21 protein-coding genes, 4 tRNA genes and 1 other RNA gene are annotated in these 25,370 nt (G+C 72.2%); 16 read left to right on the top strand and 10 right to left on the bottom strand.

The genetic code is table 11. The annotated features are described in order from the left end of the window. The first annotated feature begins 4 nt into the window (after positions 1-4). Positions 5-1,000, top strand: coding sequence for an NUDIX domain-containing protein (locus tag ACFWRV_RS14520; protein WP_384333519.1), 996 nt, complete (start codon positions 5-7; stop codon positions 998-1,000). A gap of 165 nt (positions 1,001-1,165) precedes the next feature. Here ACFWRV_RS14520 and ACFWRV_RS14515 read toward each other — a convergent pair. After that, a tRNA-Ser gene (locus ACFWRV_RS14515) sits at positions 1,166-1,253 on the bottom strand. Between the two features lie 156 nt (positions 1,254-1,409). Between ACFWRV_RS14515 and ffs the strand changes: the two genes are divergently transcribed. The 6 genes from ffs (at position 1,410) to ACFWRV_RS14485 (ending at position 9,986) form a co-directional block, all read left to right on the top strand. After that, positions 1,410-1,504: signal recognition particle sRNA small type (gene ffs / locus ACFWRV_RS14510), an RNA gene on the top strand. Positions 1,505-1,618: 114 nt separating this feature from the next. Then, positions 1,619-3,853 carry a DNA polymerase III subunit gamma and tau gene (locus ACFWRV_RS14505; protein WP_384333516.1) on the top strand — a complete coding sequence of 745 codons (2,235 nt, stop codon included), beginning with the start codon at positions 1,619-1,621 and terminating at the stop codon, positions 3,851-3,853. A 135-nt stretch (positions 3,854-3,988) separates the two neighbouring features. Further along, the gene (gene purD / locus ACFWRV_RS14500) at positions 3,989-5,239 is read left to right on the top strand and encodes a phosphoribosylamine--glycine ligase (protein WP_384333513.1); all 1,251 of its coding nucleotides are present in this window, start codon (positions 3,989-3,991) and stop codon (positions 5,237-5,239) included. 323 nt (positions 5,240-5,562) lie between these two features. Next, positions 5,563-7,299 carry a hypothetical protein gene (locus ACFWRV_RS14495; protein ID WP_384333510.1) on the top strand — a complete coding sequence of 579 codons (1,737 nt, stop codon included), beginning with the start codon at positions 5,563-5,565 and terminating at the stop codon, positions 7,297-7,299. A 233-nt stretch (positions 7,300-7,532) separates the two neighbouring features. Further along, positions 7,533-8,987: a N,N-dimethylformamidase beta subunit family domain-containing protein gene (locus tag ACFWRV_RS14490; RefSeq protein WP_384333507.1), complete on the top strand. Its 1,455-nt coding sequence runs from the start codon at positions 7,533-7,535 to the stop codon at positions 8,985-8,987. Positions 8,988-9,071: 84 nt separating this feature from the next. Next, positions 9,072-9,986, top strand: a complete 915-nt coding sequence (locus ACFWRV_RS14485; protein ID WP_384333504.1) for a phosphoribosylaminoimidazolesuccinocarboxamide synthase — start codon at positions 9,072-9,074, stop codon at positions 9,984-9,986. A 58-nt stretch (positions 9,987-10,044) separates the two neighbouring features. Here the strand turns inward: ACFWRV_RS14485 and ACFWRV_RS14480 are convergent. The 8 genes from ACFWRV_RS14480 to ACFWRV_RS14445 all read right to left on the bottom strand — a co-directional run bounded on the left by ACFWRV_RS14480 (position 10,045) and on the right by ACFWRV_RS14445 (position 15,017). Then, positions 10,045-10,117: transfer RNA gene (locus ACFWRV_RS14480), tRNA-Gly, on the bottom strand. Between the two features lie 23 nt (positions 10,118-10,140). Beyond that, positions 10,141-10,761: a response regulator gene (locus ACFWRV_RS14475; RefSeq protein WP_384333501.1), complete on the bottom strand. Its 621-nt coding sequence runs from the start codon at positions 10,759-10,761 to the stop codon at positions 10,141-10,143. Beyond that, positions 10,758-12,134: a sensor histidine kinase gene (locus ACFWRV_RS14470; protein WP_384333498.1), complete on the bottom strand. Its 1,377-nt coding sequence runs from the start codon at positions 12,132-12,134 to the stop codon at positions 10,758-10,760. The genes ACFWRV_RS14475 and ACFWRV_RS14470 overlap by 4 nt, the downstream gene beginning before the upstream one ends. 22 nt (positions 12,135-12,156) lie before the next feature. Continuing rightward, on the bottom strand, positions 12,157-12,981 hold the full coding sequence (locus ACFWRV_RS14465; protein WP_384333495.1) for an ABC transporter permease: 825 nt from the start codon (positions 12,979-12,981) through the stop codon (positions 12,157-12,159). Beyond that, entirely contained in the window at positions 12,978-14,048 is a 1,071-nt protein-coding gene (locus ACFWRV_RS14460) for an ABC transporter ATP-binding protein (protein WP_384333492.1), read from the bottom strand. Before ACFWRV_RS14460 ends, ACFWRV_RS14465 begins: the two co-directional genes overlap by 4 nt. 128 nt (positions 14,049-14,176) lie before the next feature. Beyond that, positions 14,177-14,249, bottom strand: a tRNA-Gly gene (locus tag ACFWRV_RS14455). 79 nt (positions 14,250-14,328) lie between these two features. Then, positions 14,329-14,400, bottom strand: a tRNA-Gly gene (locus ACFWRV_RS14450). A 281-nt stretch (positions 14,401-14,681) separates the two neighbouring features. Next, on the bottom strand, positions 14,682-15,017 hold the full coding sequence (locus ACFWRV_RS14445; RefSeq protein WP_384333489.1) for an Lsr2 family protein: 336 nt from the start codon (positions 15,015-15,017) through the stop codon (positions 14,682-14,684). Positions 15,018-15,437: 420 nt separating this feature from the next. Here ACFWRV_RS14445 and purS point away from each other — a divergent pair, with 420 nt between their 5' ends. From purS to purM, 9 genes are all read left to right on the top strand, one after another. After that, positions 15,438-15,689, top strand: coding sequence for a phosphoribosylformylglycinamidine synthase subunit PurS (gene purS / locus ACFWRV_RS14440; protein ID WP_010056446.1), 252 nt, complete (start codon positions 15,438-15,440; stop codon positions 15,687-15,689). Beyond that, positions 15,686-16,366, top strand: a complete 681-nt coding sequence (gene purQ / locus ACFWRV_RS14435; protein WP_384333487.1) for a phosphoribosylformylglycinamidine synthase subunit PurQ — start codon at positions 15,686-15,688, stop codon at positions 16,364-16,366. The genes purS and purQ overlap by 4 nt, the downstream gene beginning before the upstream one ends. Beyond that, on the top strand, positions 16,363-18,612 hold the full coding sequence (gene purL / locus ACFWRV_RS14430; RefSeq protein WP_384333484.1) for a phosphoribosylformylglycinamidine synthase subunit PurL: 2,250 nt from the start codon (positions 16,363-16,365) through the stop codon (positions 18,610-18,612). Before purQ ends, purL begins: the two co-directional genes overlap by 4 nt. Positions 18,613-18,767: 155 nt before the next feature. Continuing rightward, entirely contained in the window at positions 18,768-19,274 is a 507-nt protein-coding gene (locus ACFWRV_RS14425; protein WP_384333481.1) for an ArsR/SmtB family transcription factor, read from the top strand. Between the two features lie 38 nt (positions 19,275-19,312). Beyond that, positions 19,313-20,158 carry a M23 family metallopeptidase gene (locus ACFWRV_RS14420; RefSeq protein WP_384333478.1) on the top strand — a complete coding sequence of 282 codons (846 nt, stop codon included), beginning with the start codon at positions 19,313-19,315 and terminating at the stop codon, positions 20,156-20,158. Positions 20,159-20,195: 37 nt separating this feature from the next. Next, positions 20,196-20,993: a sterol carrier family protein gene (locus tag ACFWRV_RS14415; RefSeq protein WP_384333475.1), complete on the top strand. Its 798-nt coding sequence runs from the start codon at positions 20,196-20,198 to the stop codon at positions 20,991-20,993. A 96-nt stretch (positions 20,994-21,089) separates the two neighbouring features. Beyond that, positions 21,090-21,935, top strand: a complete 846-nt coding sequence (locus ACFWRV_RS14410; protein WP_384333473.1) for an META domain-containing protein — start codon at positions 21,090-21,092, stop codon at positions 21,933-21,935. 331 nt (positions 21,936-22,266) lie between these two features. Next, positions 22,267-23,793 (top strand): amidophosphoribosyltransferase, encoded by a 1,527-nt coding sequence (purF, locus tag ACFWRV_RS14405; protein WP_200720002.1) that lies wholly within the window; start codon positions 22,267-22,269, stop codon positions 23,791-23,793. Between the two features lie 60 nt (positions 23,794-23,853). Then, positions 23,854-24,927 (top strand): phosphoribosylformylglycinamidine cyclo-ligase, encoded by a 1,074-nt coding sequence (gene purM / locus ACFWRV_RS14400; protein ID WP_384333469.1) that lies wholly within the window; start codon positions 23,854-23,856, stop codon positions 24,925-24,927. A gap of 138 nt (positions 24,928-25,065) precedes the next feature. Here purM and ACFWRV_RS14395 read toward each other — a convergent pair whose 3' ends face one another. Next, entirely contained in the window at positions 25,066-25,323 is a 258-nt protein-coding gene (locus ACFWRV_RS14395; RefSeq protein WP_007447468.1) for a DUF3073 domain-containing protein, read from the bottom strand. Between the last annotated feature and the right edge of the window lie 47 nt (positions 25,324-25,370).

The following is a 25,370-nucleotide window of genomic DNA, read 5'->3' as shown; positions in this document are numbered from 1 at the left end:
CCCCATGGCGGACGATGCCGCAGCGGCGATGGCTGCCCTGCTGGACAGCGTGGCGGAGCACTCCGGGCCCCCGGTCCCGCTCTCCGAGCTGTGCCGGCGGGCAGGCGTCACCCGACCGACCGCCGAGACCGCGGCGCCGATGCTGCTCGCGCTGCTGCGGGCGTTCGGCGTCCTCCACACCGAAAGCGACCCGGTGAGCGGAGAGGCCGCGATCTCCCCGGTCAGCCCGCAGGCTGGCTATTTCCTGCGCAGCCTCAGCTCCTACGTGCGAACGAATCACTCCGTCCTGGACAACTGGGAGCGTCCCGGGACGGCCGAACCCCCCTACACCGGCCGACAGGCGCTGTCGGGTCCGCAGTTCCTCTACCTGGCCGAGGAACGACGTCTGACCCTCGACCCCGATGCCTCACCGCTGCGCCAGGTCGATGTCGTCCAGGTAGTCGTGAAGAACCGTGTCCGGGGCCGGGGCGGCCGGGCGCAGTACCTGGTGCTGTACGACGACCGAGCCCGCCAGTACCAGCTGCCCGGCGGCCACGTACGAACGTCGGACACCGGGCCGCGAGCGGCGGCGGCCCGGGAACTGGAGGAGGAACTGCCGGGGTACACCCACGTCCCCGGCAGCGGAACGCTGACAGAACTCGGCGTGGTGTCCGTCACCCAGCTGTCGCGTACCTACGGCGCAGTCACGGAGTACCGCATCACCTTCTACCAACTGGCCTCGGACACCCGGCCGATTCCGGTGGGCCCCGGAGGACGGTGGATCTCCGAGGACGCCCTGCTCGATGAGGAGACCCAGATCGACCGCGTGACCTTGAACGTCGCCGCGCTGGTCCGGCTCGACCAATCGCTCCCCGGAGGTATCCGTGGCCTGCCCTGGAGTACGTCGGGCGTCCAGCGGAGGTCCCTGCGCGAGGTGGTCCGGGACAGACCGTGGGAAGTGGTGGGCCTGGCCGTCGGAGTGATCGGCCTCATCGCCTCGATCGTCCCGCTTCTGACCTGAACCGGGCTGTCTTCCTCTTCCCCAACGGCTACGCGGTGACGCGCTCGTCGACCACCTCCAGCGAACCGAGCGGCAGGCCGCGGTGGCGGGTCAGCCCTGGCACCAACGTCGAAGGCCCCCGCAGCAAGCTGCGGGGGCCTTCGACGTATTGCCCGGTGAGAGCAATGGCGGAGGATACGAGATTCGAACTCGTGAGGGGTTGCCCCCAACACGCTTTCCAAGCGTGCGCCCTAGGCCACTAGGCGAATCCTCCGCCGCAAACAATACAAGACGTTGGAGGGTGCTCGCGAACACGTTCCCCGAAGATCGTCCGAGGAGGTCCGGGCGGAGGTCCCGCGAGGCGGTTCGGCGGTCTTCCGGTGGGGAGGGCGGGTGGACCGGAGGGGGTGGGGATCCGCTAAGGTGGGCGTCAGCCCCTCACGTGGCGCTATCTGACTGAACTCCCCCAGGGCCGGAAGGCAGCAAGGGTAGGTCGGCTCTGGCGGGTGCGTGGGGGGCCCTTTGCGTTCCGGAGCGCTTCGCCGCGCGGGTGCGCGGCTGGGCCGGGGCCGGGGCCCGGGCGTGGGGGCTCGGGCGGTGTGGGGTCGGTTGTCGGTCGGCCCCGATAACCTCGTAGGTGTGTCGTCCCTTGCGCTGTACCGCCGCTACCGCCCCGAGTCGTTCGCCGAGGTCATCGGTCAGGAGCATGTCACTGACCCGCTCCAGCAGGCCCTGCGGAACAACCGGGTCAATCACGCGTACCTGTTCAGCGGGCCGCGCGGCTGTGGAAAGACGACCAGTGCGCGCATCCTCGCCCGCTGTCTGAACTGCGAGCAGGGGCCCACGCCCACGCCGTGCGGGGAGTGCCAGTCCTGCCAGGACCTCGCGCGCAACGGCCCGGGGTCCATCGATGTCATCGAGATCGACGCCGCCTCGCACGGTGGTGTGGACGACGCCCGTGATCTGCGCGAGAAGGCGTTCTTCGGGCCCGCCTCCAGTCGTTACAAGATCTACATCATCGACGAGGCGCACATGGTCACCCCGGCGGGCTTCAACGCCCTGCTGAAGGTGGTCGAGGAGCCGCCGGAGCACCTCAAGTTCATCTTCGCGACCACCGAGCCCGAGAAGGTCATCGGGACGATCCGGTCGCGTACGCACCACTATCCGTTCCGGCTGGTGCCCCCGGGCACCCTGCGCAGCTATCTCGCCGACGTCTGCGGCCGGGAGAACAGCGCGGTCGAGGACGGCGTCCTCCCGCTCGTCGTGCGCGCCGGGGCCGGATCCGTGCGTGACTCGATGTCCGTCATGGACCAGCTGCTGGCCGGCGCGGGCGACGACGGTGTGACGTATGCCATGGCCACCTCGCTCCTCGGCTACACCGACGGCTCGCTGCTCGACTCGATCGTCGACGCCTTCGCCGCCGGCGACGGGGCCGCCGCCTTCGAGGTCGTGGACCGGGTCATCGAGGGCGGCAACGATCCGCGTCGGTTCGTGGCGGACCTCCTGGAGCGGCTGCGCGACCTGGTGATCCTCGCCGCCGTGCCGGACGCCGGGGACAAGGGCCTCATCGACGCCCCCGCCGATGTCGTCGAGCGCATGCAGGCCCAGGCGTCCGTCTTCGGCGCCGCCGAGCTGAGCCGCGCCGCCGACCTGGTCAACGACGGGCTCACCGAGATGCGCGGGGCCACCTCGCCCCGCCTCCAGGTGGAGCTGATCTGCGCCCGGGTCCTGCTGCCCGCCGCCTACGACGACGAGCGGTCGCTGCAGGCCCGGCTCGACCGGCTGGAGCGCGGGGCCTCGGCCGCCGCTGCCGCCTCGTTCGCTGCTCCGCCCGCCGCCGCGGCCCCGATGGGGTATGTACCGGGCCCGGAGGCCCACGCCCCCATGGCCCCCGCCGGTCCGGACGCGGCCCGTGCCGCCGTACGGGGCGAGGCGCCCGCCGCGGCGACACCCGCCCCCGCCTACGCGCCGCCCGCCGCCGAGCCCGCCCCGCAGGTTCCCGCGGCACCTGCCCCCGAGCCCGGCCAGCGGCCCGGTTCCTGGCCCGCCGGAGCCGGAGCCGGAGCCGGAGCCGGGGCCGGGGAGCAGGCCCGTCGCCCCGGTGGCTGGCCCACCGCGTCCGCCCCCGGCGGCGGCCCGGCCCCCGTCGCCACCCCGCCGCCCGCCGCCGCTCCGGTCGCCCCCGTCGCGCCGGCCGCGCCCGAGGGCGGTCAGAGCATGGCCCAGGGCGCCGCCCAGGTGCGGAACATGTGGCCCGACATCCTGGAGGCGGTCAAGAGCCGCCGGCGCTTCACCTGGATCCTGCTCAGCCAGAACGCCCAGGTCGCCGGGTTCGACGGCACGACGCTCCAGATCGGCTTCCTCAACGCGGGCGCCCGCGACAACTTCGCCAGCAGCGGCAGCGAGGAGATCCTCAAGCAGGCCCTCGCCGAGCGCTTCAACGCCCAGTGGCGCATCGAAGCGGTCATCGACCCCTCCGGTGGCGGCGGGATGCCCCCGCAGTCCGGCGGAGGCGGCGGACGTCCCGCCCCGCAGTACCAGCCCGCCCCGCCGGCGCCCGCCGCCCCGGTCGCGTACGAGCCCCGGCCCCAGCACTCCGCCCCGCAGCAGCCCGCGCCCCCGTCGCAGGGGCAGCCCGCACCCTCGGCCCAGCAGCCGCCTCCCTCCGCGCCGCCGCAGGGCCGGGAGGCCGCGCCCGCCCCCGAGGCCTCCCGCAGTTCCTACGGGGCGGAGCCGCCGCGTCCCGTGTCCCCCGAGGACGACACCGCGGAGGCCGACGATCCGGATCTCGTCGACTCCGCCCTCTCCGGCCACGAGCTGATCGTCCGCGAGCTGGGCGCCACGGTCGTCGAGGAGTTCACCAACGAGCAGTGAGGCCGTGGTCGGGCAAGCGAGGCGGTGGTCGGGCCGTGGTGGCCTGTTCACGTACCGACGGCCGGGCAGCGGCGGGCCCGTCCACGGAACGGCGGCCGTCCGGGCTTCCCGCGCCCGGCGGCTAGGCTGCACCCCGTGAAGGTCCTCGTCATCGGCGGCGGCGCCCGCGAACACGCCCTGTGCCGCTCTCTGTCCCTCGACCCCGATGTCACCGCTCTGTACTGCGCTCCCGGCAACGCCGGCATCGCAGAGGTGGCCGAACTGCACCCGGTCGACGCGCTCGACGGTGACGCCGTCGCGCGCCTCGCGACCGGGCTGGGCGCCGGGCTGGTGGTCGTCGGCCCGGAGGCGCCGCTCGTCGCCGGGGTCGCCGACGCCGTGCGCGCGGCCGGCATCCCCTGCTTCGGCCCCTCGGGCGAAGCAGCGCGGCTGGAAGGCTCCAAGGCGTTCGCCAAGGACGTCATGGCCGGCGCCGGGGTCCCCACCGCCCGCAGCTACGTCTGCACCACCCCCGCCGAGATCGACGAGGCCCTCGACGCCTTCGGCGCCCCGTACGTCGTCAAGGACGACGGCCTCGCGGCCGGCAAGGGCGTCGTCGTCACCGAGGACGTGGAGGCGGCCCGCGCCCACGCGCTGTCCTGCGACCGCGTGGTGATCGAGGAGTTCCTCGACGGCCCCGAGGTCAGCCTCTTCGCGATCACCGACGGCACCACCGTCGTGCCGCTCCAGCCCGCCCAGGACTTCAAGCGCGCCCTGGACGGCGATGAGGGCCCGAACACCGGCGGCATGGGCGCCTACTCCCCGCTCCCGTGGGCGGACCCCAAGCTGGTCGACGAGGTGCTGGAGACCGTGCTCCAGCCGACCGTCGACGAGCTGCGCCGCCGGGGCACGCCCTTCTCCGGGCTGCTCTACGCGGGCCTCGCGATCACCTCGCGCGGCGTGCGGGTCATCGAGTTCAACGCCCGCTTCGGCGACCCGGAGACCCAGGTCGTCCTGGCCCGGCTGAAGACGCCGCTCGCCGGTGTCCTGCTCGCCTCCGCCAACGGCACCCTGGACGTCCTCCCGCCGCTGAACTGGCGCGACGACGCCGCCGTCACCGTGGTCATCGCCTCGCACAACTACCCGGACACCCCGCGCACCGGCGACCCGATCGACGGGCTCGCGGACGTCGCGGCGCAGGATGGACCCGACGCGTACGTCCTGCACGCCGGGACCCGCTCCGAGGGCGACGCGGTGCTCAGCGCGGGCGGCCGGGTGCTCTCGGTGACCGCGACCGGCAAGGACCTCACAGCGGCCCGTGAGCGCGCCTACACCGCGCTCGGCCGGATCCGCCTGGACGGCTCCCAGCACCGTACGGACATCGCTCTGAAGGCCGCCCAGAGCTGATCCGCTCGCGAACGAAGGTCTCCGCAGCCCCTCCGCCCGCCCCGCGTACGCCACCGGCGTACGCGGCGGGCGCGAGGGGCTGCCCCGTGCCACCAGCCCGTTCCCCCGGCCTGCCTCATGGGCGCGAACACGTCAGCAGCTTTGCCCAAAGCCATTCCATCGGGTGACGACTGGGCTATCCGGATGACGGCCGCCGGACCCCCAACTAGGGTGCGGCGCAGGCGTTCCGGCACTTGGCCCACCGGCATTGCGATGTCGGTGGCGGGTGCCACAGTGGGGGAGTGAGCAACACCGTCGCGGGGCAGAGGGGGTGACGTCCGGCCGTGTCCGGTATCGATGTGGGTGAGGAGCTGGGTGCGCGGGCCGCACAGGCCCGAGCGCTCTCCCTGCTGCGGATCCGCAGCAGGGCACTGGCCGTGGCGATCCTGCCCGCGGCCGTCGCCGTCGTGCTGTTCGCAGCGGACGCGCAGGGGCATCTGGCCGGTCCGGCCTGGGACGCCGCGCGCTGGTCGATCCTCGGCGTCGCGGTCGTCGTGCTGCTGGTGACCGTCCTGGTCGCCGTCTCCGTGGCCCGCGCGCGGCCCGCCATGAGCCCGACCGTCCCCGTGCCGGAAGAAGGGGCCCCCGACCTCTACCGCCTGGTCCGGGACCTGGCCGACCGGCTCGACGTGCCCGCGCCCTCCGCCATAGCGCTGACCCCGGACTGCGACAGCTGGCTGGAGGACCGGACGCACCGCGCGCTCCGCCGGGGCCCGGGCGCCCCGGCGGAGGCCGGGGACACCGCCCCCGTCCTGGTCATCGGCTCGCCGTTCCTGTGGTGGATGCGGGTCGCCGAGCTCCGCGCGGTCCTCGCGCCCGTGGTGGCGGGCACCGGCCCGTCCGCGCATCCCGACATAGCCGCCGCCCGCCGCTTCGTACGCGGTCTGGACGCCGCGATCGCCGATGCCGCGGTCCCCGGCCGGGGCGCGCTGCGCGGGGCGCCGCTCGCCTTCGCCGGCTGGGTCGCCCGGCTGCTGCTGCGGGCCTGCCGGGGCCATGCCGCCGAGATGGAGCGCTGTGTGGCGGCCGCCGCGTCCATGCGGGCGCAGACGGTCGACTACGGGCTGCGCATCGCCGCCCAGGAACAGGTCGGCCTCGCCTATGCGGGCTGGGACCGGCTGTTGACCCGGGTGGCGCTGCCCGCTTGGCGGATGGGCCGCTGGCCCTCCCGGCTGGACGCCGGGGTGGTCTCCGCGCTCACCGAGCTCTCCCGCCGGGACCGGCTGGCCGACGGCTTCGCCCTGCGCCTGGGCGAGCGGCCCGCCTGCGACCTGCTGGAGGAGCCCGGGGTGGCCGACGAGGCCGCGTCCCTGCTCGCCGCCCGGCTCTTCCACGGCGGCCCCGCCGAGAGCGGTCCGGGCTGGGCACCGGTGGACTGGCAGCAGTATCCCGACGAGGTCGTCGACCGGAAGTGGCGCAGCGAGGCGGCCCGGCTGCACCGGGTCCTGGACACCCTGGGCGTCCCCCGGGCCTCCGCAGCCGACCCGGCCGTCCCCACCCTGGCCCGGGTCATGGAGCACCTGTCCGGCGCCGGCGGACCCGGCGGCCCCGGCGAGGAGCTCGCGGCGGGCATCGGCGCCGCGGTCGCCCGCGAGGAGGCCGAGGCCCCGGGTGCCGGAAGCGCGGTCCACGGCGGCCAGGGCGCCGGAAGCGCGGTCCACGGCGGCCAAGGCCACGGCGGCCAGGGTCACGGAGGTGCCGGAGGCGGCGCGGCCGACGACCCTCTCGACCTCTGGGGCCCGGGCCCCCTGCCGCTCTTCCCGCTCCAGCCGCCGCGCACGGGCACCGAGCTGCTCGCCGACCACGTCGCCGCGATGGTCTGCTGCGCGGCCGTGGACACGGCGGGCGCGGCCCCCGGCCTGGACTGGCTGGACGGCCCCGCGCTGCTCGTCGGCGGCGAACGCCGGGCGGACCTCGCGACTCCGGTCCTCAGCCTCGTCGAGGACGGCGATCCGGACCCGCTGCTGTCCTGGCTCGCCGAGGTGGGGGTGCGCTCCGACAAGCCGGTCCGGCTGGTGTGACCGCGCACGCGACCGAGGCGCCCCACCCGGGGGCGGACGCGGACCGGACCGGGCGTCCGGAGTGCGGAGTCCGCTGTTCGGAAGGAATGGTTCCGTTCCCGTCAATTCGCGACGAAGGGTGACGGGCTGCGTGCGTTATGTGATGTGCTGGGGATCGGCGCTGACATTCGGCGCACCAGAGTTGTCCGGGGGATCCGCCGAGTTGTCCGGGGGATCCGAGGGAGGGGCGCGGCATGGGGGCGGAGCAGATTCGCCGGTGGGAGTCGGGCGCCCTCGCGCACGCGGTGAGCGACCCCTTCGGCCAGGGCCCGCTGCCCTGGCTGCGCGGCAGTGAGAACTACTTCGACGACACCGGCCAGGTCGTCCCCTGGTACGCGGACCTCGCCCGCGCCACCGGCGGCGGCACCCGTACCGCCGACGACGTGCACCGTCAGATCAAGGGCTTCGTCTCGCCCGGCGCCGCGGCCCCCGGAGAGGCGATCGACTTCCACATCACCGTGGACCCGCCCCAGCAGTTCTCCGTCGACGTCTACCGGATCGGTCACTACGGCGGCGACGGCGCGTCCAAGATCACCACGAGCCCGCGGCTCTCCGGGATCGTCCAGCCCCCGCCGCTCGCCGCCGACCGGACCGTCTCCTGCCACCACTGGTGGATGTCCTGGCGGCTCCAGATCCCGAGCTACTGGTCGGTCGGCGCGTATGTGGCCGTCCTGACCACCGCCGACGGCTACCGCTCGCACATCCCCTTCACCGTCCGCCACGACCACCCCGCCGACCTGCTGCTCCTGCTGCCCGACATCACCTGGCAGGCGTACAACCTCTATCCGGAGGACGGCCGCACCGGCGCCAGCCTCTACCACGCGTGGGACGAGCGGGGCCGGCTGCTCGGCGAGGAGGACGCCGCCGTCACGATCTCCTTCGACCGCCCGTACGCCGGGGCCGGCCTGCCGCTGCACGTGGGGCACGCGTACGACTTCATCCGCTGGGCCGAGCGGTACGGCTACGACCTCGCCTACGCCGACGCCCGCGACCTGCACGCGGGCCGCGTCGACCCCAGCCGCTACCGGGGCCTGGTCTTCCCCGGCCACGACGAGTACTGGTCGCTGCCCATGCGCCGGGCCGCCGAGCGCGCCCGGGACTCCGGCACCTCGCTCGTCTTCCTCTCCGCCAACACCATGTACTGGCAGGTGGGCCTCGCCCCGTCGGCCTCCGGCGAGGCGGACCGGCTGCTGACCTGCCGCAAGCGCCGGGGGCCGGGGAAGTCCGCCCTGTGGCGCGAGGTGGACCGGCCCGAGCAGCAGCTCCTGGGCATCCAGTACGCGGGCCGGGTGCCCGAGCCCCACCCGCTGGTCGTGCGCAACGCCGAGCACTGGCTCTGGGACTCCACGGGCGCGGTCGAGGGCGACGAGATCCCGGGCCTGGTCGCCGGTGAGGCCGACCGCTACTTCCCGCGCACCAGCCTGCCCGAGCACGACAACCGGATCCTGCTCGCCCACTCCCCGTACGAGGACTCCGAGAGCGCCACCCGCCACCAGGAGACCTCGCTCTACCAGGCCCCCTCCGGCGCGCTCGTCTTCGCCTCCGGCACCTTCGCCTGGTCCCCGGCGCTCGACCGCCCCGGACACACCGACCCCCGGATCCAGCGGGCCACGGCCAACCTCCTCGACCGGATCTGCAAGCGCGACTGACCGAAGGCCGGGCCCCGGGCGAAGAACGGGCCGCGGATACGGGACAATCGGAACCGCTCCTGGATCAATCTACGCGGAGGCACCGTGTCCGGTTTTGTAGAAAAGCCCGAGCCCGTACAGGTTCCGGGCCTCACCCACCTGCACACCGGCAAGGTGCGTGAGCTGTACCGGAACGAGGCGGGCGACCTCGTGATGGTCGCCAGCGACCGTATCTCCGCGTACGACTGGGTCCTGCCCACCGAGATCCCCGACAAGGGCCGCGTCCTGACCCGGCTCTCGCTCTGGTGGTTCGACCAGCTCGCCGACCTGGTCCCCCACCACGTCATCTCCACCGAGCTGCCCCCGGGCGCCCCGGCCGACTGGGCGGGCCGCACCCTCGTCTGCAAGAGCCTGCGGATGGTCGAGGTCGAGTGCGTGGCCCGCGGCTATCTGACCGGCTCCGGGCTCGTCGAGTACGACGCCACCCGGACGGTCTGCGGCATCGGCCTCCCCGAGGGCCTGGTCAACGGGTCCGAGCTGCCCGGCCCGATCTTCACCCCGGCCACCAAGGCGGCCGTCGGCGACCACGACGAGAACGTCAGTTACGAGGACGTCGCCCGCTCGGTCGGCGTGGAGAGCGCCGCCGCGCTGCGGCGTACCACGCTCGACGTCTACCGCCGGGCCCGGGACATCGCGCACGAGCGCGGGATCATCCTGGCCGACACCAAGTTCGAGTTCGGCTTCGAGACCACCGAGGACGGGACCGAGCGGCTGATCATCGCCGACGAGGTGCTGACCCCGGACTCCTCGCGCTTCTGGCCCGCCGCCACCTGGGAGCCCGGCCGCGCGCAGCCCAGCTACGACAAGCAGTACGTGCGCGACTGGCTGACCTCGCCGGCCTCCGGCTGGGACCGGACGAGCGAGCAGCCGCCCCCGGCGCTGCCGCAGGAGATCGTGGACGCGACCCGCGCCAAGTACATCGAGGCGTACGAGGTGCTGACCGGCACCAGCTGGTCGTAGGGGAAAGCGGATACGAAGAAGGCCCCGGTCCACGAGGACCGGGGCCTTCTCCATCCGGAGCGGACGACCAGGTTCGAACTGGCGACCTCAACCTTGGCAAGGTTGCGCTCTACCAACTGAGCTACGTCCGCAGTGCGCCGCAGCGCGATGCCTACTATACCCATCCCCGCTCGCGGGCGAGACGCACTGCCGTATGCCGGTTCTCCGCACCGATCTTGGAGGCGGCCGAGGACAGGTAGTTGCGTACGGTCCCCTGGGACAGCGAGGCGCGCTCCGCGATCTCGGCGACCGGCGCCCCGTCCGCCGCCAGTTCGAGGACCTCGGCCTCCCGGGCGGTCAGCGGGGAGTCCCCGGCGGAGATCGCGTCGGCGGCCAACTCCGGATCCACGTAACGGTTTCCGGCGTGGACGGTACGGATGATCTCGGCCAGCCGCCGGGCGCTGACCGTCTTCGGCACGAATCCGCGTACGCCGGCGGCCAGGGCTCGCTTCAGATGTCCGGGGCGGCCGTGGCTGGTCACGATCATGGTGCGGCAGTGCGGCAGCTCCGACCGCAGCGATGTGGCGACCTTCACACCGTCCGCGCCCGGCATCTGGAGGTCCAGGACGGCGACGTCGGGGCGGTGGGCCAGAGCCATCGCCAGGGCCTCGGGGCCGCTCGCCGCCTCCGCGACCACGACGAGATCCTCCTCCAGGGCGAGCAGCGCGGCCAGCGCGCCCCGGATCAGGTGCTCGTCGTCGGCCAGCAGGACCCGCAGGGGCTGCGCGGTGGTCATCGTTCCTCCGGGAGTGCGGAAGGGGCGGGGGAGGGAGGGGCGGGGTCCGGGCGACCACCTCGGGCCGGGCGTCCGCCCCGGGGCGAGCGTCCGCCCGGGGCCGGGCCGGAGGCCGTGAGCGGCACCGTCGCCGTGACCCGGAAGAGGCCGTCCCCGGCGGCTGTGGCGCTGAGCGTTCCGCCGAGCGCCCCGAGCCGTTCGCGCAGCCCGGTCAGGCCCGAACCGCCGCCGTCACCCGGGCCGCCGGACGGATCCGTGGCGCCGGCCCCGTCGTTCTCGACCTCCAGGACCACCGCGTCCCGGGCCCGCGTGAGCCGGATCCAGCAGTGGCGCGGGTCGCCGTGGCGCAGGACGTTGGTCGCCGCCTCCCGCACCACCCAGCCCAGGGCGGCCTGGACGGCGGGCGGCGCCCCGATGCCCGCAGCGCCGTCGGCGCCCTCGACGGTGACAGCGATCCCTGCGGCCTGCAACACACCCTGGGCGCCCATGAGTTCGGTCGGGAGGTCGGCCTCCCGGTAGCCGCGGACGACATCGCGGACCTCCTGCTGGGAGGCCCGGGCGATCCGCTGCACCTCGACCATCTGGTCCATCGCCGCCGGGTTCCCGCGCTGGGCCAGCTCCACGGCCAGCTCGCTCTTCAGCGCGATCACCGACAGGTTCCGGCCCAGCACGTCGTGCATGTCCCGGCCGAACCGCAGCCGCTCCTCCGCCACGGCCAGCCGGGCCTGCATGTCCCGGGCCTCCTCCGCCTGCCACATCACGGACAGGCTCCAGGCGCTCGGCCGGGTCGAGACGAGCACCAGCAGGGTGACGACGAGCAGGGAGAACGCCGACCCGAACAGCATGCGGCCGGGCACCCCGACGGCCCCCAGCAGCGCCACTGTCGCCACCGCGTAGGCCGCGCAGAGGAGCAGGTACCTCCGGACCGGGACGAGGAGCACGTACGGCGTCGCGAACGCTATGGGCAGGTCCAGCACCAGCAGGCTCAGCCCCGCGTCCTCGACGCCGCCCACCGCCGCGAGGGCCACCAGCAGGCCGGTCAGCACCGCCAGCAGCACCGCGGGAATCCGCAGCCGCCGCAGCGGGAAGGGCTCCACGCCCCGGTAGTGGGCGAAGGCGGCGGCCACGTTGCGGTTGCTCAGCAGGCACTGGGCGGCGTTCACCACGAGGAACGCCACCGCCAGGGACACCGCCACCGGGCCATGGCCGAAGGCCTTGACGAGCGGGAGCAGGCCCCAGGTCAGGAGGAAGACCCAGGGGAGCGCGCAGAGCGTGACCCTGGTGTAGAGGTCGATCCGCTGGAGCTTGGTCCGCTCCTGCCAGCCGCGCCGCCAGTCCCGCGCTCGCCCGATCACCTCGTCCAGCTCCTTCATGTCGTCCCCCGGCCGATCCTGCTCAGCCGCGCGGGTCCCAGCGGAACCACCGCTGCACAGCAAACACCGCGAACGCGGTCCAGGCCAGCGCCGCCACGGCGGCCGTGACCAGGTCGCCGGTCTCCACACCGCCCAGCCAGCCGTGCCGTACGAGGGTCATCACGCCGGTCAGCGGCAGCAGCTCGAACACGGCGGCCAGCTTCTCCGGGAAGACGTCCAGCGGGACGATGATCCCGGAGGCGAAGAGCGAGATGAAGAACAGCGGCAGGGTGGTGAGCTGCGAGGTCTGGACCGTCCGGGTCGCCGCGGAGGTCGCGGCGGCGAGCGCCGACATCATCACGAAGCCCGCGAGCAGCCCCAGCAGGAACAGCTCCGGCCGCTTCGGCGCGCTCAGGTCGAAGGCGATCGCGCCCGCCACGACGAGCAGCACGCTCTGGACGACCGCCAGCGCCACGGAGGGCAGCGCCGTGGAGATCAGGATCTCCCGGTCGGTGACCTCGCCGGTGCGCAGCCGCTTGAGGACGAGTTCCTCGCGCCGGGTGACGTAGCCGGTGACGAGGTTCATGTAGACGACCTGGACCAGCACGATGCCGATACCGCCGGTGAGGGCGGCGCCCGCGACGGAGAGCCCGGTGCCGGCGAGGTCGATCTGTTCGAGCGAGGCCCGGATCGAGAAGATCATCACGATCGGCAGCACCAGGGCCACGAAGATCGCGGACCGGTTGCGGATCAGCAGGATCAGTTCGGCGCGGGCGAGGGCGTTCAGCCGCCGGAGGGAGGCGGACCGCCCGGAGGGGGAGGGGGCGGGGGCCGGGCGGCCGTCCGCGAGGGCGGTGGGCGTGGTCATGCCGTCACCTTCTTCGTCTCGTTCGGGGTGCTGGCGTCGGTGGGCCGGGCGGACCCGTGCCGGGGTCCCGCCCTGCGCGGGTCGTCCGCCCGCGAGCGGAGCTGGGTGTTCGCGATCTGGAGGAACGCCTCCTCCAGGGAGGCGGAGCGGGCGTCGAGCCCGAGCAGTTCCACGCCCGACTCCCGGGCCCAGCCGAGCAGTTCGTGCAGGGTCTCCTGGAGCGTGGAGGTGCGGATCTCCACCCGCTGCCCGTCCGCCCCGGCCTGGAGCGAGAGCGGAAGGTGTGCGGCCGGTACGCCGTCGGGCAGGGTGAAGCGGATCCGTGCCGGGTGCGCGGCGGTGACCTCGGCGGTCGTCCCGGCCGTCACGATCTGTCCCTGGTGCATGATCGCCAGCCGGTCCGCGAGGGTCTCGGCCTCCTCCAGGTAGTGCGTGGTCAGCAGGACGGTCGTGCCGGACTCCCGGAGCGCCCGGATCAGGTCCCAGGTGTCGCGCCGCCCCTCGGCGTCCAGTCCGGTCGTCGGCTCGTCCAGGAAGAGCACCTCGGGCCGCGAGGTGAGGGCCAGCGCCAGGTCCAGGCGCCGCTTCTCGCCGCCGGACAGCTGCTTGACCCGGACCTTGGCCCGGCTGGTGAGGCCGACCATCTCCAGGGCCTCGGCGGCGGGACAGGCGCCGGTGGTGCACTCCGACCACATCCGCGCGGTCTCCAGCACGGTGAGGTCGGAGGGGAAGCCGCCCTCCTGGAGCATCACCCCGGTCCGCGGCCGGACGGCGGAGCGTTCGCGGTACGGGTCGTGGCCGAGGACCTTGATGGTTCCGGAGGTCGGGAGGGCCAGTCCTTCGAGGAGTTCCACGGTGGAGGTCTTGCCCGCGCCGTTCGTCCCGAGCAGGGCGAACAGCTCGCCGCGGGCGACGGAGAAGGAGACGCCGGAGACGGCCTCGAAGCCGTCCTTGTAGCTGCGGCGGACCCCGTCCACCGCGATCACCGTCTCGGCGGCCGGAGCCGGGGCCGCGGCCGGGAACGTGCCACCGTCGCGTCGGTCGTTGAGAAAGTCGTCGCTGGTCATGCTTCGAGTTTTCCGCCGGACCGGGCCCGCGAGCAGTGCGCGCTGTCACCACTGCTCATGACAAACGTCATGAGCGTCCGGGTACGCGAAAGGCCCCGATCGACGTGCGATCGGGGCCTTTCCTGCTGAGCGGACGACCAGGTTCGAACTGGCGACCTCAACCTTGGCAAGGTTGCGCTCTACCAACTGAGCTACGTCCGCAGTGCAACCACTCGGCTTTTACCGGTGGAGCGAGCACTACTCTACCTGATCCAACGAAGTGGTCCGAAGAGTCGTGCAGAGCGGGTGACAGGAATTGCACACTGCGCCTTCCCCCTGGAAGGGGGATGTTCTACTACTGAACTACACCCGCACGCTGCGTGGGATTCGGCTTTGCGGCCTCGCCCCTCGGCGTGCTCCAGACTCTAGCCGACCTGCGGGGGTGTCGCGCAAGTCGGCTCCCCGCGGGTCGGTCGGAACGGGTCCGCCGACCGGGGTGACGGGGCGTCCGGCGGGCCGTCCGGGGCCGCCTGACGGAGCGTCCGGCTCCCGGGCCCGCCGAGGCCCGACGAGCCCCCGATCCGGCCGGCCCGGCACCGCCGCGGCTCAGCCGGCCGGCACCGCCGCGGTCCGGCCGCCCGGCGCCGCCGTCGCTCAACTCGCCGCGGCGAACGCCTCGTAGACCTTCTTCGGGATGCGGCCCCGGGCCGGCACCTCCATCCGGTGCGAGCGTGCCCAGGCGCGGACGGCCGCCGGGTCCGGGGCGAGGGAGGTGTGGTGGTACGCGGCGGGCGTCCTGCCGTGCTTGCCAGCATTTGTCTGCTTTCGACCGGCGGCCACGTAAGGCGCCAGGGTCTTCCGCAGTTTCTTCGCGTTGGCGGGATTGAGATCGATCTCGTACGTCTTCCCGTCCAGGGCGAAGGTCACCGTTTCCGCCGCCGCTCCCCCGTCGATGTCGTCGGAGAGTGTCACCACTACGCGCTGAGCCACGGATATCGGTCCTTTCCTACGGCACCGGCGCGTGTCGCGTGCGCGGATGCCGGCCTTCCGGCTGTCAGGCGGGCGGATGCGGATCGACGAGATGTCGACTGTTCCGTTGTGTCCGGGGCAATGGTGCTTTCCCCGGTAATCATTTGTACAGCGGTGGGTGCCGCATTGTGAAGCCCAGCCAATTACATCCGCGTGTCCGTGTGCAATCCGTGTGCAATCCGGGCGGGTTTTTCCCAGACCTTTTCCGTGCGGTGCCGTGTCCGATATCTCGGCGTGATCTGCGCGGGGCGCTCGCCGTGTCCGTCCCGCCCGATATCTACCCGCGTAGAAATTTTGGCCAGGTACGCTGAGTGGACCCGCGGGGGTCTGGGGAACCCCCCGGAGAGACAGCCGCACCACACCACCACACCGGGAGTGCCAGTGGCACGCGTCGTAGTCGACGTCATGCTCAAGCCCGAGATCCTCGACCCGCAGGGACAGGCGGTGCAGCGCGCACTGCCCCGTCTCGGCTTCGAGGGAATCGCGGACGTTCGTCAGGGAAAGCGTTTCGAGCTGGAGGTCGAGGGGCCGGTCGACGACGCCGCCCTCGCCCGTATTAACGAGATGGCCGAGACGTTCCTCGCCAACACCGTCATCGAGGACTTCGTCGTGAAGGTGGAGGAGGAGAAGTGACCACCCGTATCGGCGTCGTCACTTTTCCCGGCACCCTCGACGATCAGGACGCCCTGCGCGCCGTCCGTATCGCGGGTGCCGAGCCCGTATCCCTGTGGCACCGCGACAAGGACCTGCACCAGGTCGACGCGGTCGTCCTGGCCGGCGGTTTCTCCTACGGGGACTACCTCCGCGCCGGAGCCATCTCCCGCTTCTCACCGGTGATGGAAACCCTCATCGAGCAGGCGAAGGCCGGTATGCCGGTCCTCGGCATCTGCAACGGCTTCCAGATCCTGACCGAGGCGCACCTGCTGCCCGGCGCGATGCTGCGCAACAACCACCTCCACTTCATCTGCCGCGACCAGTCGCTGCGGGTGGAGAACGCGGAGACCGCCTGGACCTCGGACTACAGCGCCGGCCAGGAGATCAGGGTCCCGCTCAAGAACATGGACGGCCGCTACACCGCCGACGAGCACACGCTCGACGAGCTGGAGGCCGAGGGCCGCGTCGCCTTCCGCTACCTGGACGGCAACCCCAACGGCTCGCTCCGCGACATCGCGGGCATCACCAACGCCGCGGGCAACATCGTCGGCCTGATGCCGCACCCGGAGCACGCCGTGGAGCCGCTCATCGGCACCGGCCGCACCGACGGCCTCGGTTTCTTCACCTCGATCATCAAGAAGCTGGTCAACGCATGAGCCTGGATACGGTCAAGCACGCGGCCGAGACCCCGGACGCCGCGCAGCCCTGGAAGGAGCTCGGCCTCAAGGAGGACGAGTACGCCCGGATCCGCGAGATCCTGGACCGCCGTCCCACCGGCGCCGAGCTCGCCATGTACTCCGTGATGTGGTCGGAGCACTGTTCGTACAAGAGCAGCAAGGTCCACCTCAAGCAGTTCGGCGAGAAGGTCCCCGCCAACGACGCCATGCTCGTCGGCATCGGCGAGAACGCCGGCGTCGTCGACGTCGGCCAGGGGTACGCGGTCACCTTCAAGGTCGAGTCGCACAACCACCCCTCGTACATCGAGCCCTACCAGGGCGCGGCCACCGGCATCGGCGGCATCGTCCGCGACATCCTCGCGATGGGCGCCCGCCCGATCGCCGTCGTCGACCCGCTGCGCTTCGGCGCGGCCGACCACCCCGACACCAAGCGCGTCCTGCCGGGCGTCGTCGCGGGCATCGGCGGCTACGGCAACTGCCTGGGCCTGCCCAACATCGGCGGCGAGGTCGTCTTCGACTCCTGCTACCAGGGCAACCCGCTGGTCAACGCCGGCTGCATCGGCGTGATGAAGCACGAAGACATCCACCTCGCGCAGGCGTCCGGCCCCGGCAACAAGGTCATCCTGTACGGCGCCCGCACCGGCGGCGACGGCATCGGCGGCGTCTCCGTGCTGGCGAGCGAGACCTTCGAGTCGACGGGTCCCGCCAAGCGGCCCGCGGTCCAGGTCGGCGACCCGTTCCAGGAGAAGCTCCTCATCGAGTGCACCCTGGAGATCTTCAAGGAGAAGCTCGTCGCGGGCATCCAGGACCTCGGCGGCGCCGGGCTCTCCTGCGCCACCAGCGAGCTGGCCTCCGCCGGCTCCGGCGGCATGCGCGTCGAGCTGGACACCGTGCCGCTGCGCGACTCCTCCCTCTCGCCCGAGGAAATCCTCATGAGCGAGTCGCAGGAGCGCATGTGCGCGATCGTCGAGCCGCAGCACGTGGACCGCTTCCTGGAGATCTGCGAGAAGTGGGACGTCATCGCCACCGTCATCGGTGAGGTGACCGACGGCTCCCAGCTGGAGATCTTCTGGCACGGCGAGCAGATCGTGGACGTGCCGCCGCGCTCGGTCGCCCACGACGGCCCGGTCTACCACCGCCCGTTCGCCAGGCCGTCCTGGCAGGACGCGCTCCAGGCGGACGACGCCGGCAAGCTCGCCCGCCCTGCGAGCGCCGCCGAGCTGCGCGAGCAGGTCCTGAAGCTGGTCGCCTCCCCGAACCAGGCCTCCAAGGCGTGGATCACCGACCAGTACGACCGTTTCGTGCAGGGCAACACCGTGCTCGCGATGCCCGAGGACGCGGGCATGGTCCGCATCGACGCCGATTCCAACCTCGGCGTGGCCATGGCGACCGACGGCAACGGCCGGTACGCCAAGCTCGACCCGTACACCGGCGCGCAGCTCGCGCTGGCGGAGTCGTACCGCAACGTCGCCGCGTCCGGCGCGAAGCCGCTCGCGATCTCGGACTGCCTGAACTTCGGCTCCCCCGAGGACCCGGACGTCATGTGGCAGTTCGCCGAGGCCACCCGCGGTCTCGCGGACGGCTGCCTGGAGCTGGGCACCCCGGTCACCGGCGGCAACGTCTCGCTGTACAACCAGACCGGCGAGACGGCGATCCACCCGACGCCGGTCGTGGCCGTGCTCGGCGTGATCGACGACGTGAACCGCCGTACGCCGGTCGCCTTCGCGGAAGAGGGCCAGCTCCTCTACCTGCTGGGCGACACGGCCGAGGAGTTCGGCGGCTCGGCCTGGTCCGAGGTCGTCCACCAGCACCTGGGCGGCCTGCCGCCGAAGGTGGACCTCGGCCGCGAGAAGCTGCTCGCCGAGATCCTCATCTCGGCCTCCCGCGACGGCATGATCGACGCCGCGCACGACCTGAGCGACGGCGGTCTGATCCAGGCCGTCACCGAGTCCTGCCTGCGCGGCGGTAAGGGCGCCCGGCTGGTCGTGCCGGACGGCCTGGACGCGTTCACGTTCCTCTTCTCCGAGTCGGCGGGACGCGCGGTCGTCTCGATCCCGCGCAGCGAGGAGCTCCGCTTCACCGACATGTGCGGGGCGCGCGGTCTGCCCGTCGCCCGCATCGGTGTGGTGGACGGCGAGGAGATCGAGATCCAGGGCGAGTTCAGCATCCCGCTGAGCGAGCTCCGTACGGCGCACGAGGCGACGATCCCCGCGCTGCTCGCCTGAGCGGACGCCGGGTCGCGCGCCGACCGGTACGTCTGAAGCCCCCGCCCGGGTCCTCCGGGCGGGGGCTTCGGCCTTCCCCCTGATGAACGTCCCTGATGAACGTCCCTGATGAACATCTCTTGTCAAAGATTACGTAATTACGTAAGGTTGGTGTCATGGAGCTGGAGCAGCGGGTCGCCGAGCTGGAGAGGCGGCTCACGGCACTGGAGCGGCAGGACTCCGAGTCCCCCCGCCTGGGCGACGGCGACTTCTGGGCGTTGGAGGGGCTGAAACAGCAACTCACCGACGCCGGGGAGGCCGCCGCCGACGGGGGAGTGCTCTACACGGGCTCGGTCCGGCTGCCCACCGGAGAGCAGTACGGGTGGCAGTACGGCGCTTTCACCGAGGCCCTGTTCGACGGGGACTGGGCGGACACCGCCGAGTCGTTCGCCGCGCTGGGCCACCCGGTCCGGCTGCGCCTGCTCCGCGAGATCCTCGGCGGCCTGAGGACGGCCGCCGAACTGGCCGCGCTCGACGGGGCCGGCACCACCGGCCAGATCTACCACCATCTGCGCCAACTCACCGGCGCGGGCTGGCTGCACGCGGCGGGCCGAGGCAGGTACGAGGTGCCGCCCGCCCGGGTCGTGCCGCTGCTGGTGGTGCTGACGGCGGCGCGGCCCTGACCCGGACGACGACACGACACGAAAGCCATGGGGGAGACATGTCTGTCCGCAAAGCCGTACCGATCGCCATGCGGGTTTCCTGGCTGGTCCTGTTCGCGCTGATGATCGCCGAGTTCGTCACGGACCTGCCCGGACCGGGCTGGGCGACCACCTTCCTGCCCGCCATGGTCGTGCTCGTCCTGATGCTCGCGACGATGGTGCTGCAGGCCCGGGCCGCCGCGCCCCGGGGCGAGCCGAGGCCCCCGGTCGAGGTCGACCCGCCGGTGACCGGGCGCTGGACGGCCCTGAACAGCCCGGCGGACAAGGTGCCGAGCCACGGGACGCACGCATACGGGCAGACGTACGCGATCGACATCCTGGCCGACCCGGAGACGGGCGAGGCCCCGGCCCGGCCGGCGTTCCGCTGGATCTGGCCGCTCTTTCGCCCCGGCCGCGCCTTCCCGGCCTTCGGCGCCCCGTTGCTCGCGGTGGCCGACGCCACGGTCGTCCGCGCGAGCGACGGCCAGCGCGACCACCTGAGCCGTAACTCGCTGCTGGGTCTCGTCTACCTGATGCTCATCGAGGGCAACATCCGATCGATCGTCGGCGCGCACCGGATCATCGGCAACCACGTGATCCTCGACCTCGGCGACGGCGTCTACGCCGCCTACGCCCACGCCCAGCGCGGCTCCCTCCGGGTGAGGGCCGGAGACACCGTCCGGGCCGGGCAGCGGATCGCGCGGTGCGGCAACTCCGGCAACACCACCGAACCCCATCTCCACTTCCACCTGATGGACGGCCCGGACCCCGACGACGCCCGGGGCATCCCGTTCACCTGGCGGGGCGTCGGAGTCCCCGCGAACGGCGAGACGTTCACGGTCGAGGAGCAGGTCGCCCAGACCTGACCGGGCGATGTCGGTGGGGCCGGTTAGTCTCGGCACCATGCCCCCGGCCAAGAAGCGCCCGCGCGCCTACGACCATCTCAGGACCCGGACCGCGGTCCTCGCCCAGTTCGCCCATGTCCACGACGCCGTACGGCTGTTGACGCCCGACCAGCTCGCCCGGCCGACCCGGCTCGGCGACTGGACGGTGCGTGATCTCGTCGCGCACATCGCGCAGGGGCTCGGCTCGGTCAGCCGGGACCTGGCCCTGCCGGAGCCGCCCGGCCCCAAGCCCGCGACCAGCCTCCTGGAGTGGCCGCCCGCCGTCGCGGCAGCCATCAGGGACCCCGCGGCCCCGGCCCCGGCGGCCGCCCACCCCGACCTGCTCGCGCTGTACGAGGAGGTCGGGGCGGCCTTCCGCTCGGACGTCCCCGCCACCGGCACGGAGGACCGGCTGCTGCCCACCCGGGTCGGCTCCATGCGGCTGACCGACTATCTGGTCACCCGGACCGTCGAGCTGACCGTCCACACGGACGACCTGAACGAGGCGCTCGGGTCGGAGATTCCGTACGACCGGCAGGCCCTGGCCGCCTGCACCCGGCTGCTGGCGGACACCCTCGCGGACCGGGCCCCCGGCGGCTCGGTCGAGGTCCGCGTCCCGCCGTTCGCGGTGGTCCAGTGCATCGGCGGACCCCAGCACACGCGGGGCACCCCGCCCAACGTCGTGGAGACCTCCCCGCTGACCTGGATCCGGCTCGCCACCGGGCGTACGGAGTGGGCGCGGGCCCTGGCAGAAGCCGAGGTCAGCGCCAGTGGACAGCGGGCCGATCTGGCCGCGCTCCTGCCGCTGCTGCGCTGAACCGGACCGCCCGGCGGCGCGGCGGGACGACCGGTTCCGTCCGCCGTGAAGCGGAGCGGACGGAACCGGATCGGGGCCTCGGCCCGTCACATCGCCATGCACACACAACGGATGACCCTCAGCGTCAGTGTCCTGGCCCTCCTCACCCTCGCCGCCTGCGGTACGGAGAACGGCTCCGGCAAGGGGTCCGACGGCGGGGACTCCGTACAGAGCGATGTCCCCGTCACCGGTGTGGCGTGGCGCGTCGACTCCGTGACCGTCGGCGGCAAGAAGACCGAGGCCCCCGAGGGGGCCCGGCTGGAGATCGACCCGAAGGGCCGCGCCAAGGCCGACTTCGGCTGCAACCACATCAGCGTGGACGCCCGGGTGAAGGGCGACCGGATCACCCTGGGCAAGCCCGTCACCACGCAGATGGCGTGCGAGGAGAGCGTCGAGAAGTTCGAGAAGGCCGCCATCGACGCGATGGGCGGCGAGCACACCGCGAAGCTCTCCGGCGAGAAGCTGACCCTCACCACGGAAAGCGGGGACACCATGGCGCTCAGCGAGGAGAAGCCGGCCGACCTGGTGGGCACCAAGTGGACGGTGACCACGCTGCTCAGTGGAAAGACCGCCACCACCGTGCCGGCGGACCTGCCGAAGGAGCGTACGCCGCACCTGACCTTTGCCGAGGACGGCACCGTCAGCGGCAACTCCGGCTGCAACTCCTTCAGCGGCAAGGCCGCGGTCAAGGGTTCCGCGATCGTCTTCGAGCCGCCGGTCAGCACCCGCAAGATGTGCCCGGAGGCCGAGATGGAGGTGGAGCGCGCCGTGCTCGCCGCCCTCGACGGCCCGACGACGTACACGATCAAGGGCAGCACGCTCACCGTGACCGCTGACGACGGCAAGGGGGTCGGCGCCACGGCCGCGCCCGCCGGGTCCGAAAACAGCTCCCAGCACGGCTGACCCCGGCCCCCCGGTGTGAGGCTCACCACGAAACGGGCGTTCGGCCAGCCGCCGGGGCGAAGATCGGCCAGTCTCACCGAGCGCCACGTCCGCCCGTCTGCCGCCCACCGTGACTACCGGTCGGTAACCAGCCGCTCGGCCCGGAAGTGAGCGCCGCGTCCGCCCTGCGCGCCTCACACCGTCCGGGCCGGCGTCACGCAGGGTCACCGATCGAAGTGCCGCGAATCGCCCACCCCGGGCGGCGGGCGGGCCCGTTCCCCGTGCTCCACCGTGCGTTTGCCCGCCGGTCCCCAATTCGGACCGGTGGTCGATCTCGCCTACACTCGGTGCCGTGCCCCGTGGTGATGGACGACTCAACCACGACCTGCTCCCCGGAGAGAAAGGCCCCCAGGACGCTTGTGGCGTCTTCGGTGTCTGGGCTCCGGGTGAAGAGGTCGCCAAGCTCACCTATTTCGGACTGTATGCCCTGCAGCACCGCGGACAGGAATCCGCGGGCATCGCAGTGAGCAACGGGTCCCAGATCCTGGTCTTCAAGGACATGGGACTGGTCTCGCAGGTCTTCGACGAAACGTCTCTGGGTTCCCTCCAGGGCCATATCGCGGTCGGTCATGCCCGCTACTCCACCACCGGAGCCTCGGTGTGGGAGAACGCGCAGCCCACGTTCCGTGCCACCGCGCACGGCTCGATCGCCCTCGGCCACAACGGGAACCTGGTCAACACCGCCCAGCTCGCGGAGATGGTCGCCGACCTCCCGCGCAAGGACGGCCGTGCCACCCAGGTCGCCGCGACCAACGACACCGACCTGGTGACCGCGCTGCTCGCCGGGCAGCGCGACGAGAACGACAAGCCGCTCACCATCGAGGAAGCCGCCGCCAAGGTGCTCCCCGACGTCAAGGGCGCGTTCTCCCTGGTCTTCATGGACGAGCACACCCTCTACGCCGCCCGTGACCCGCAGGGCATCCGCCCGCTGGTGCTCGGCCGTCTGGAGCGCGGCTGGGTGGTCGCCTCGGAGTCCGCCGCGCTCGACATCTGCGGCGCCAGCTACGTACGCGAGATCGAGCCGGGCGAGCTCGTCGCCATCGACGAGAACGGTCTGCGCACCTCGCGATTCGCAGAAGCGAAGCCCAAGGGCTGTGTCTTCGAGTACGTCTACCTGGCCCGCCCCGACACCGACATCGCCGGGCGGAACGTCTACCTCTCCCGGGTGGAGATGGGCCGCAAGCTGGCCGCCGAGGCCCCCGTCGAGGCGGATCTCGTCATAGCGACCCCGGAATCCGGCACCCCCGCCGCGATCGGGTACGCGGAGGCCAGCGGCATCCCGTTCGGCGCCGGCCTGGTCAAGAACGCCTACGTCGGCCGGACCTTCATCCAGCCCTCGCAGACCATCCGCCAGCTCGGCATCCGGCTCAAGCTGAATCCGCTGAAGGAAGTCATCAAGGGCAAGCGCCTGGTGGTCGTCGACGACTCGATCGTCCGCGGCAACACCCAGCGGGCCCTCGTCCGGATGCTCCGCGAGGCCGGAGCGGCCGAGATCCACATCCGGATCTCCTCGCCGCCGGTGAAGTGGCCCTGCTTCTTCGGGATCGACTTCGCCACCCGCGCCGAGCTGATCGCCAACGGCATGACCGTCGACGAGATCTGCACCTCCATGGGCGCCGACTCCCTCTCGTACATCTCGATCGACTCGATGATCGAGGCGACGACGATCGACAAGCCGAACCTCTGCCGCGCCTGCTTCGACGGTGAGTACCCGATGGATCTCCCGGACCCGGAGCTGCTCGGCAAGCAGCTGCTGGAGACCGAGCTGGCGGCGGGCCCCGCGGCGACCGCTGCGGCCGACGCGCTGCGCCGTCCGTGACCCGGACGCGCCGTCGCCTCCCCCACCAGCCCCGTATCTCCACACGAAAGATCCCAGGCCATGTCTGAGACAACAGGTGCTTCCTACGCGGCGGCCGGCGTCGACATCGAAGCCGGTGACCGCGCCGTCGAGCTGATGAAGGAGTGGGTGAAGAAGACCCAGCGCCCCGAGGTCGCCGGCCTCGGCGGACTGGGCGGCTTCGCCGGCCTCTTCGACGCCTCGGCGCTGAAGCGCTACGAGCGCCCGCTGCTGGCCTCCGCCACCGACGGTGTGGGCACCAAGGTGGACCTGGCGCGCAAGATGGGCGTGTACGACACCATCGGCCACGACCTCGTCGGCATGGTCGTGGACGACCTCGTCGTCTGCGGCGCCGAGCCGCTGTTCATGACCGACTACATCTGCGTCGGCAAGGTGCACCCCGAGCGTGTCGCGGCCATCGTGAAGGGCATCGCCGAGGGCTGTGTCCTGGCGGGCTGCGCCCTGGTCGGCGGCGAGACCGCCGAGCACCCGGGTCTGCTGGGCCCGGACGACTTCGACGTCGCCGGAGCCGGTACGGGCGTGGTCGAGGCCGACCGCCTGCTCGGCCCGGACCGTATCCGCACGGGTGACGCCGTCATCGCCATGGCGTCCTCCGGTCTTCACTCCAACGGGTACTCGCTCGTCCGCCACGTGGTCTTCGACCGGGCCGGCTGGTCCCTGGACCGCGAGGTCGAGGAGTTCGGCCGGACGCTGGGCGAGGAGCTCCTGGAGCCCACCCGGATCTACTCCCTGGACTGCCTGGCCCTCACCCGTACGACCGAGGTGCACGGCTTCAGCCACGTCACCGGCGGCGGTCTGGCGAACAACCTGGCCCGGGTCATCCCGGACGGGCTGCACGCCACCGTGGACCGCTCCACGTGGACGCCCGGCGCGGTCTTCGACCTGGTCGGCAAGGCCGGTCAGGTCGAGCGGCTGGAGCTGGAGAAGACGCTGAACATGGGCGTCGGGATGATCGCGATCGTCCCGGCCGACTCGGTGGACGCCGCGCTGACGACGCTCGCCGACCGCGGGGTCGACTCCTGGGTCGCCGGTGAGATCACCGACCGCGGTGACCACGCCACGGGCGCCGAGCTGACCGGGGACTACGCACGCTGAGGGGTACGGACGCTGTGCGCCGGGCGGGGAGCCACGATCGGCCCCACCCGGCGGAAGGCGCCCCGGACCGCCCCGGATCGGGACACACAGAACCCGGCCCGGGGCAGGCCCGGACCGGGTTGATGTGTCAGCGCGAGGTCAAGCGCCGCGGCGCTGTGACGACGGACCGGACTGATCGTCCTGATCCTCGTCATCATCCTGGTTGTAGCGATCCGCGTACTGTGCGTACGGGTCATCTTCCTCGTCGTCGTCCTCGAACGGCTCTGCGTTCGGTGGCTGACTCGAAGGCGATGCGCCCAGCTCATTGGCCAGACGCGACAGGTCTGTCCCGCCGCTGCTGTACTTCAGCTGGCGGGCGACCTTGGTCTGCTTGGCCTTTGCCCGGCCGCGCCCCATGGCTCGACCCCCTCGGTGACGGGGCTCGACGGCCCCAGAGTCTTGAC

This window comes from Streptomyces sp. NPDC058576 (assembly GCF_042718715.1).
Lineage (GTDB): Bacteria > Actinomycetota > Actinomycetes > Streptomycetales > Streptomycetaceae > Streptomyces.
This window is presented reverse-complemented; position numbering and strand designations above follow the sequence as displayed.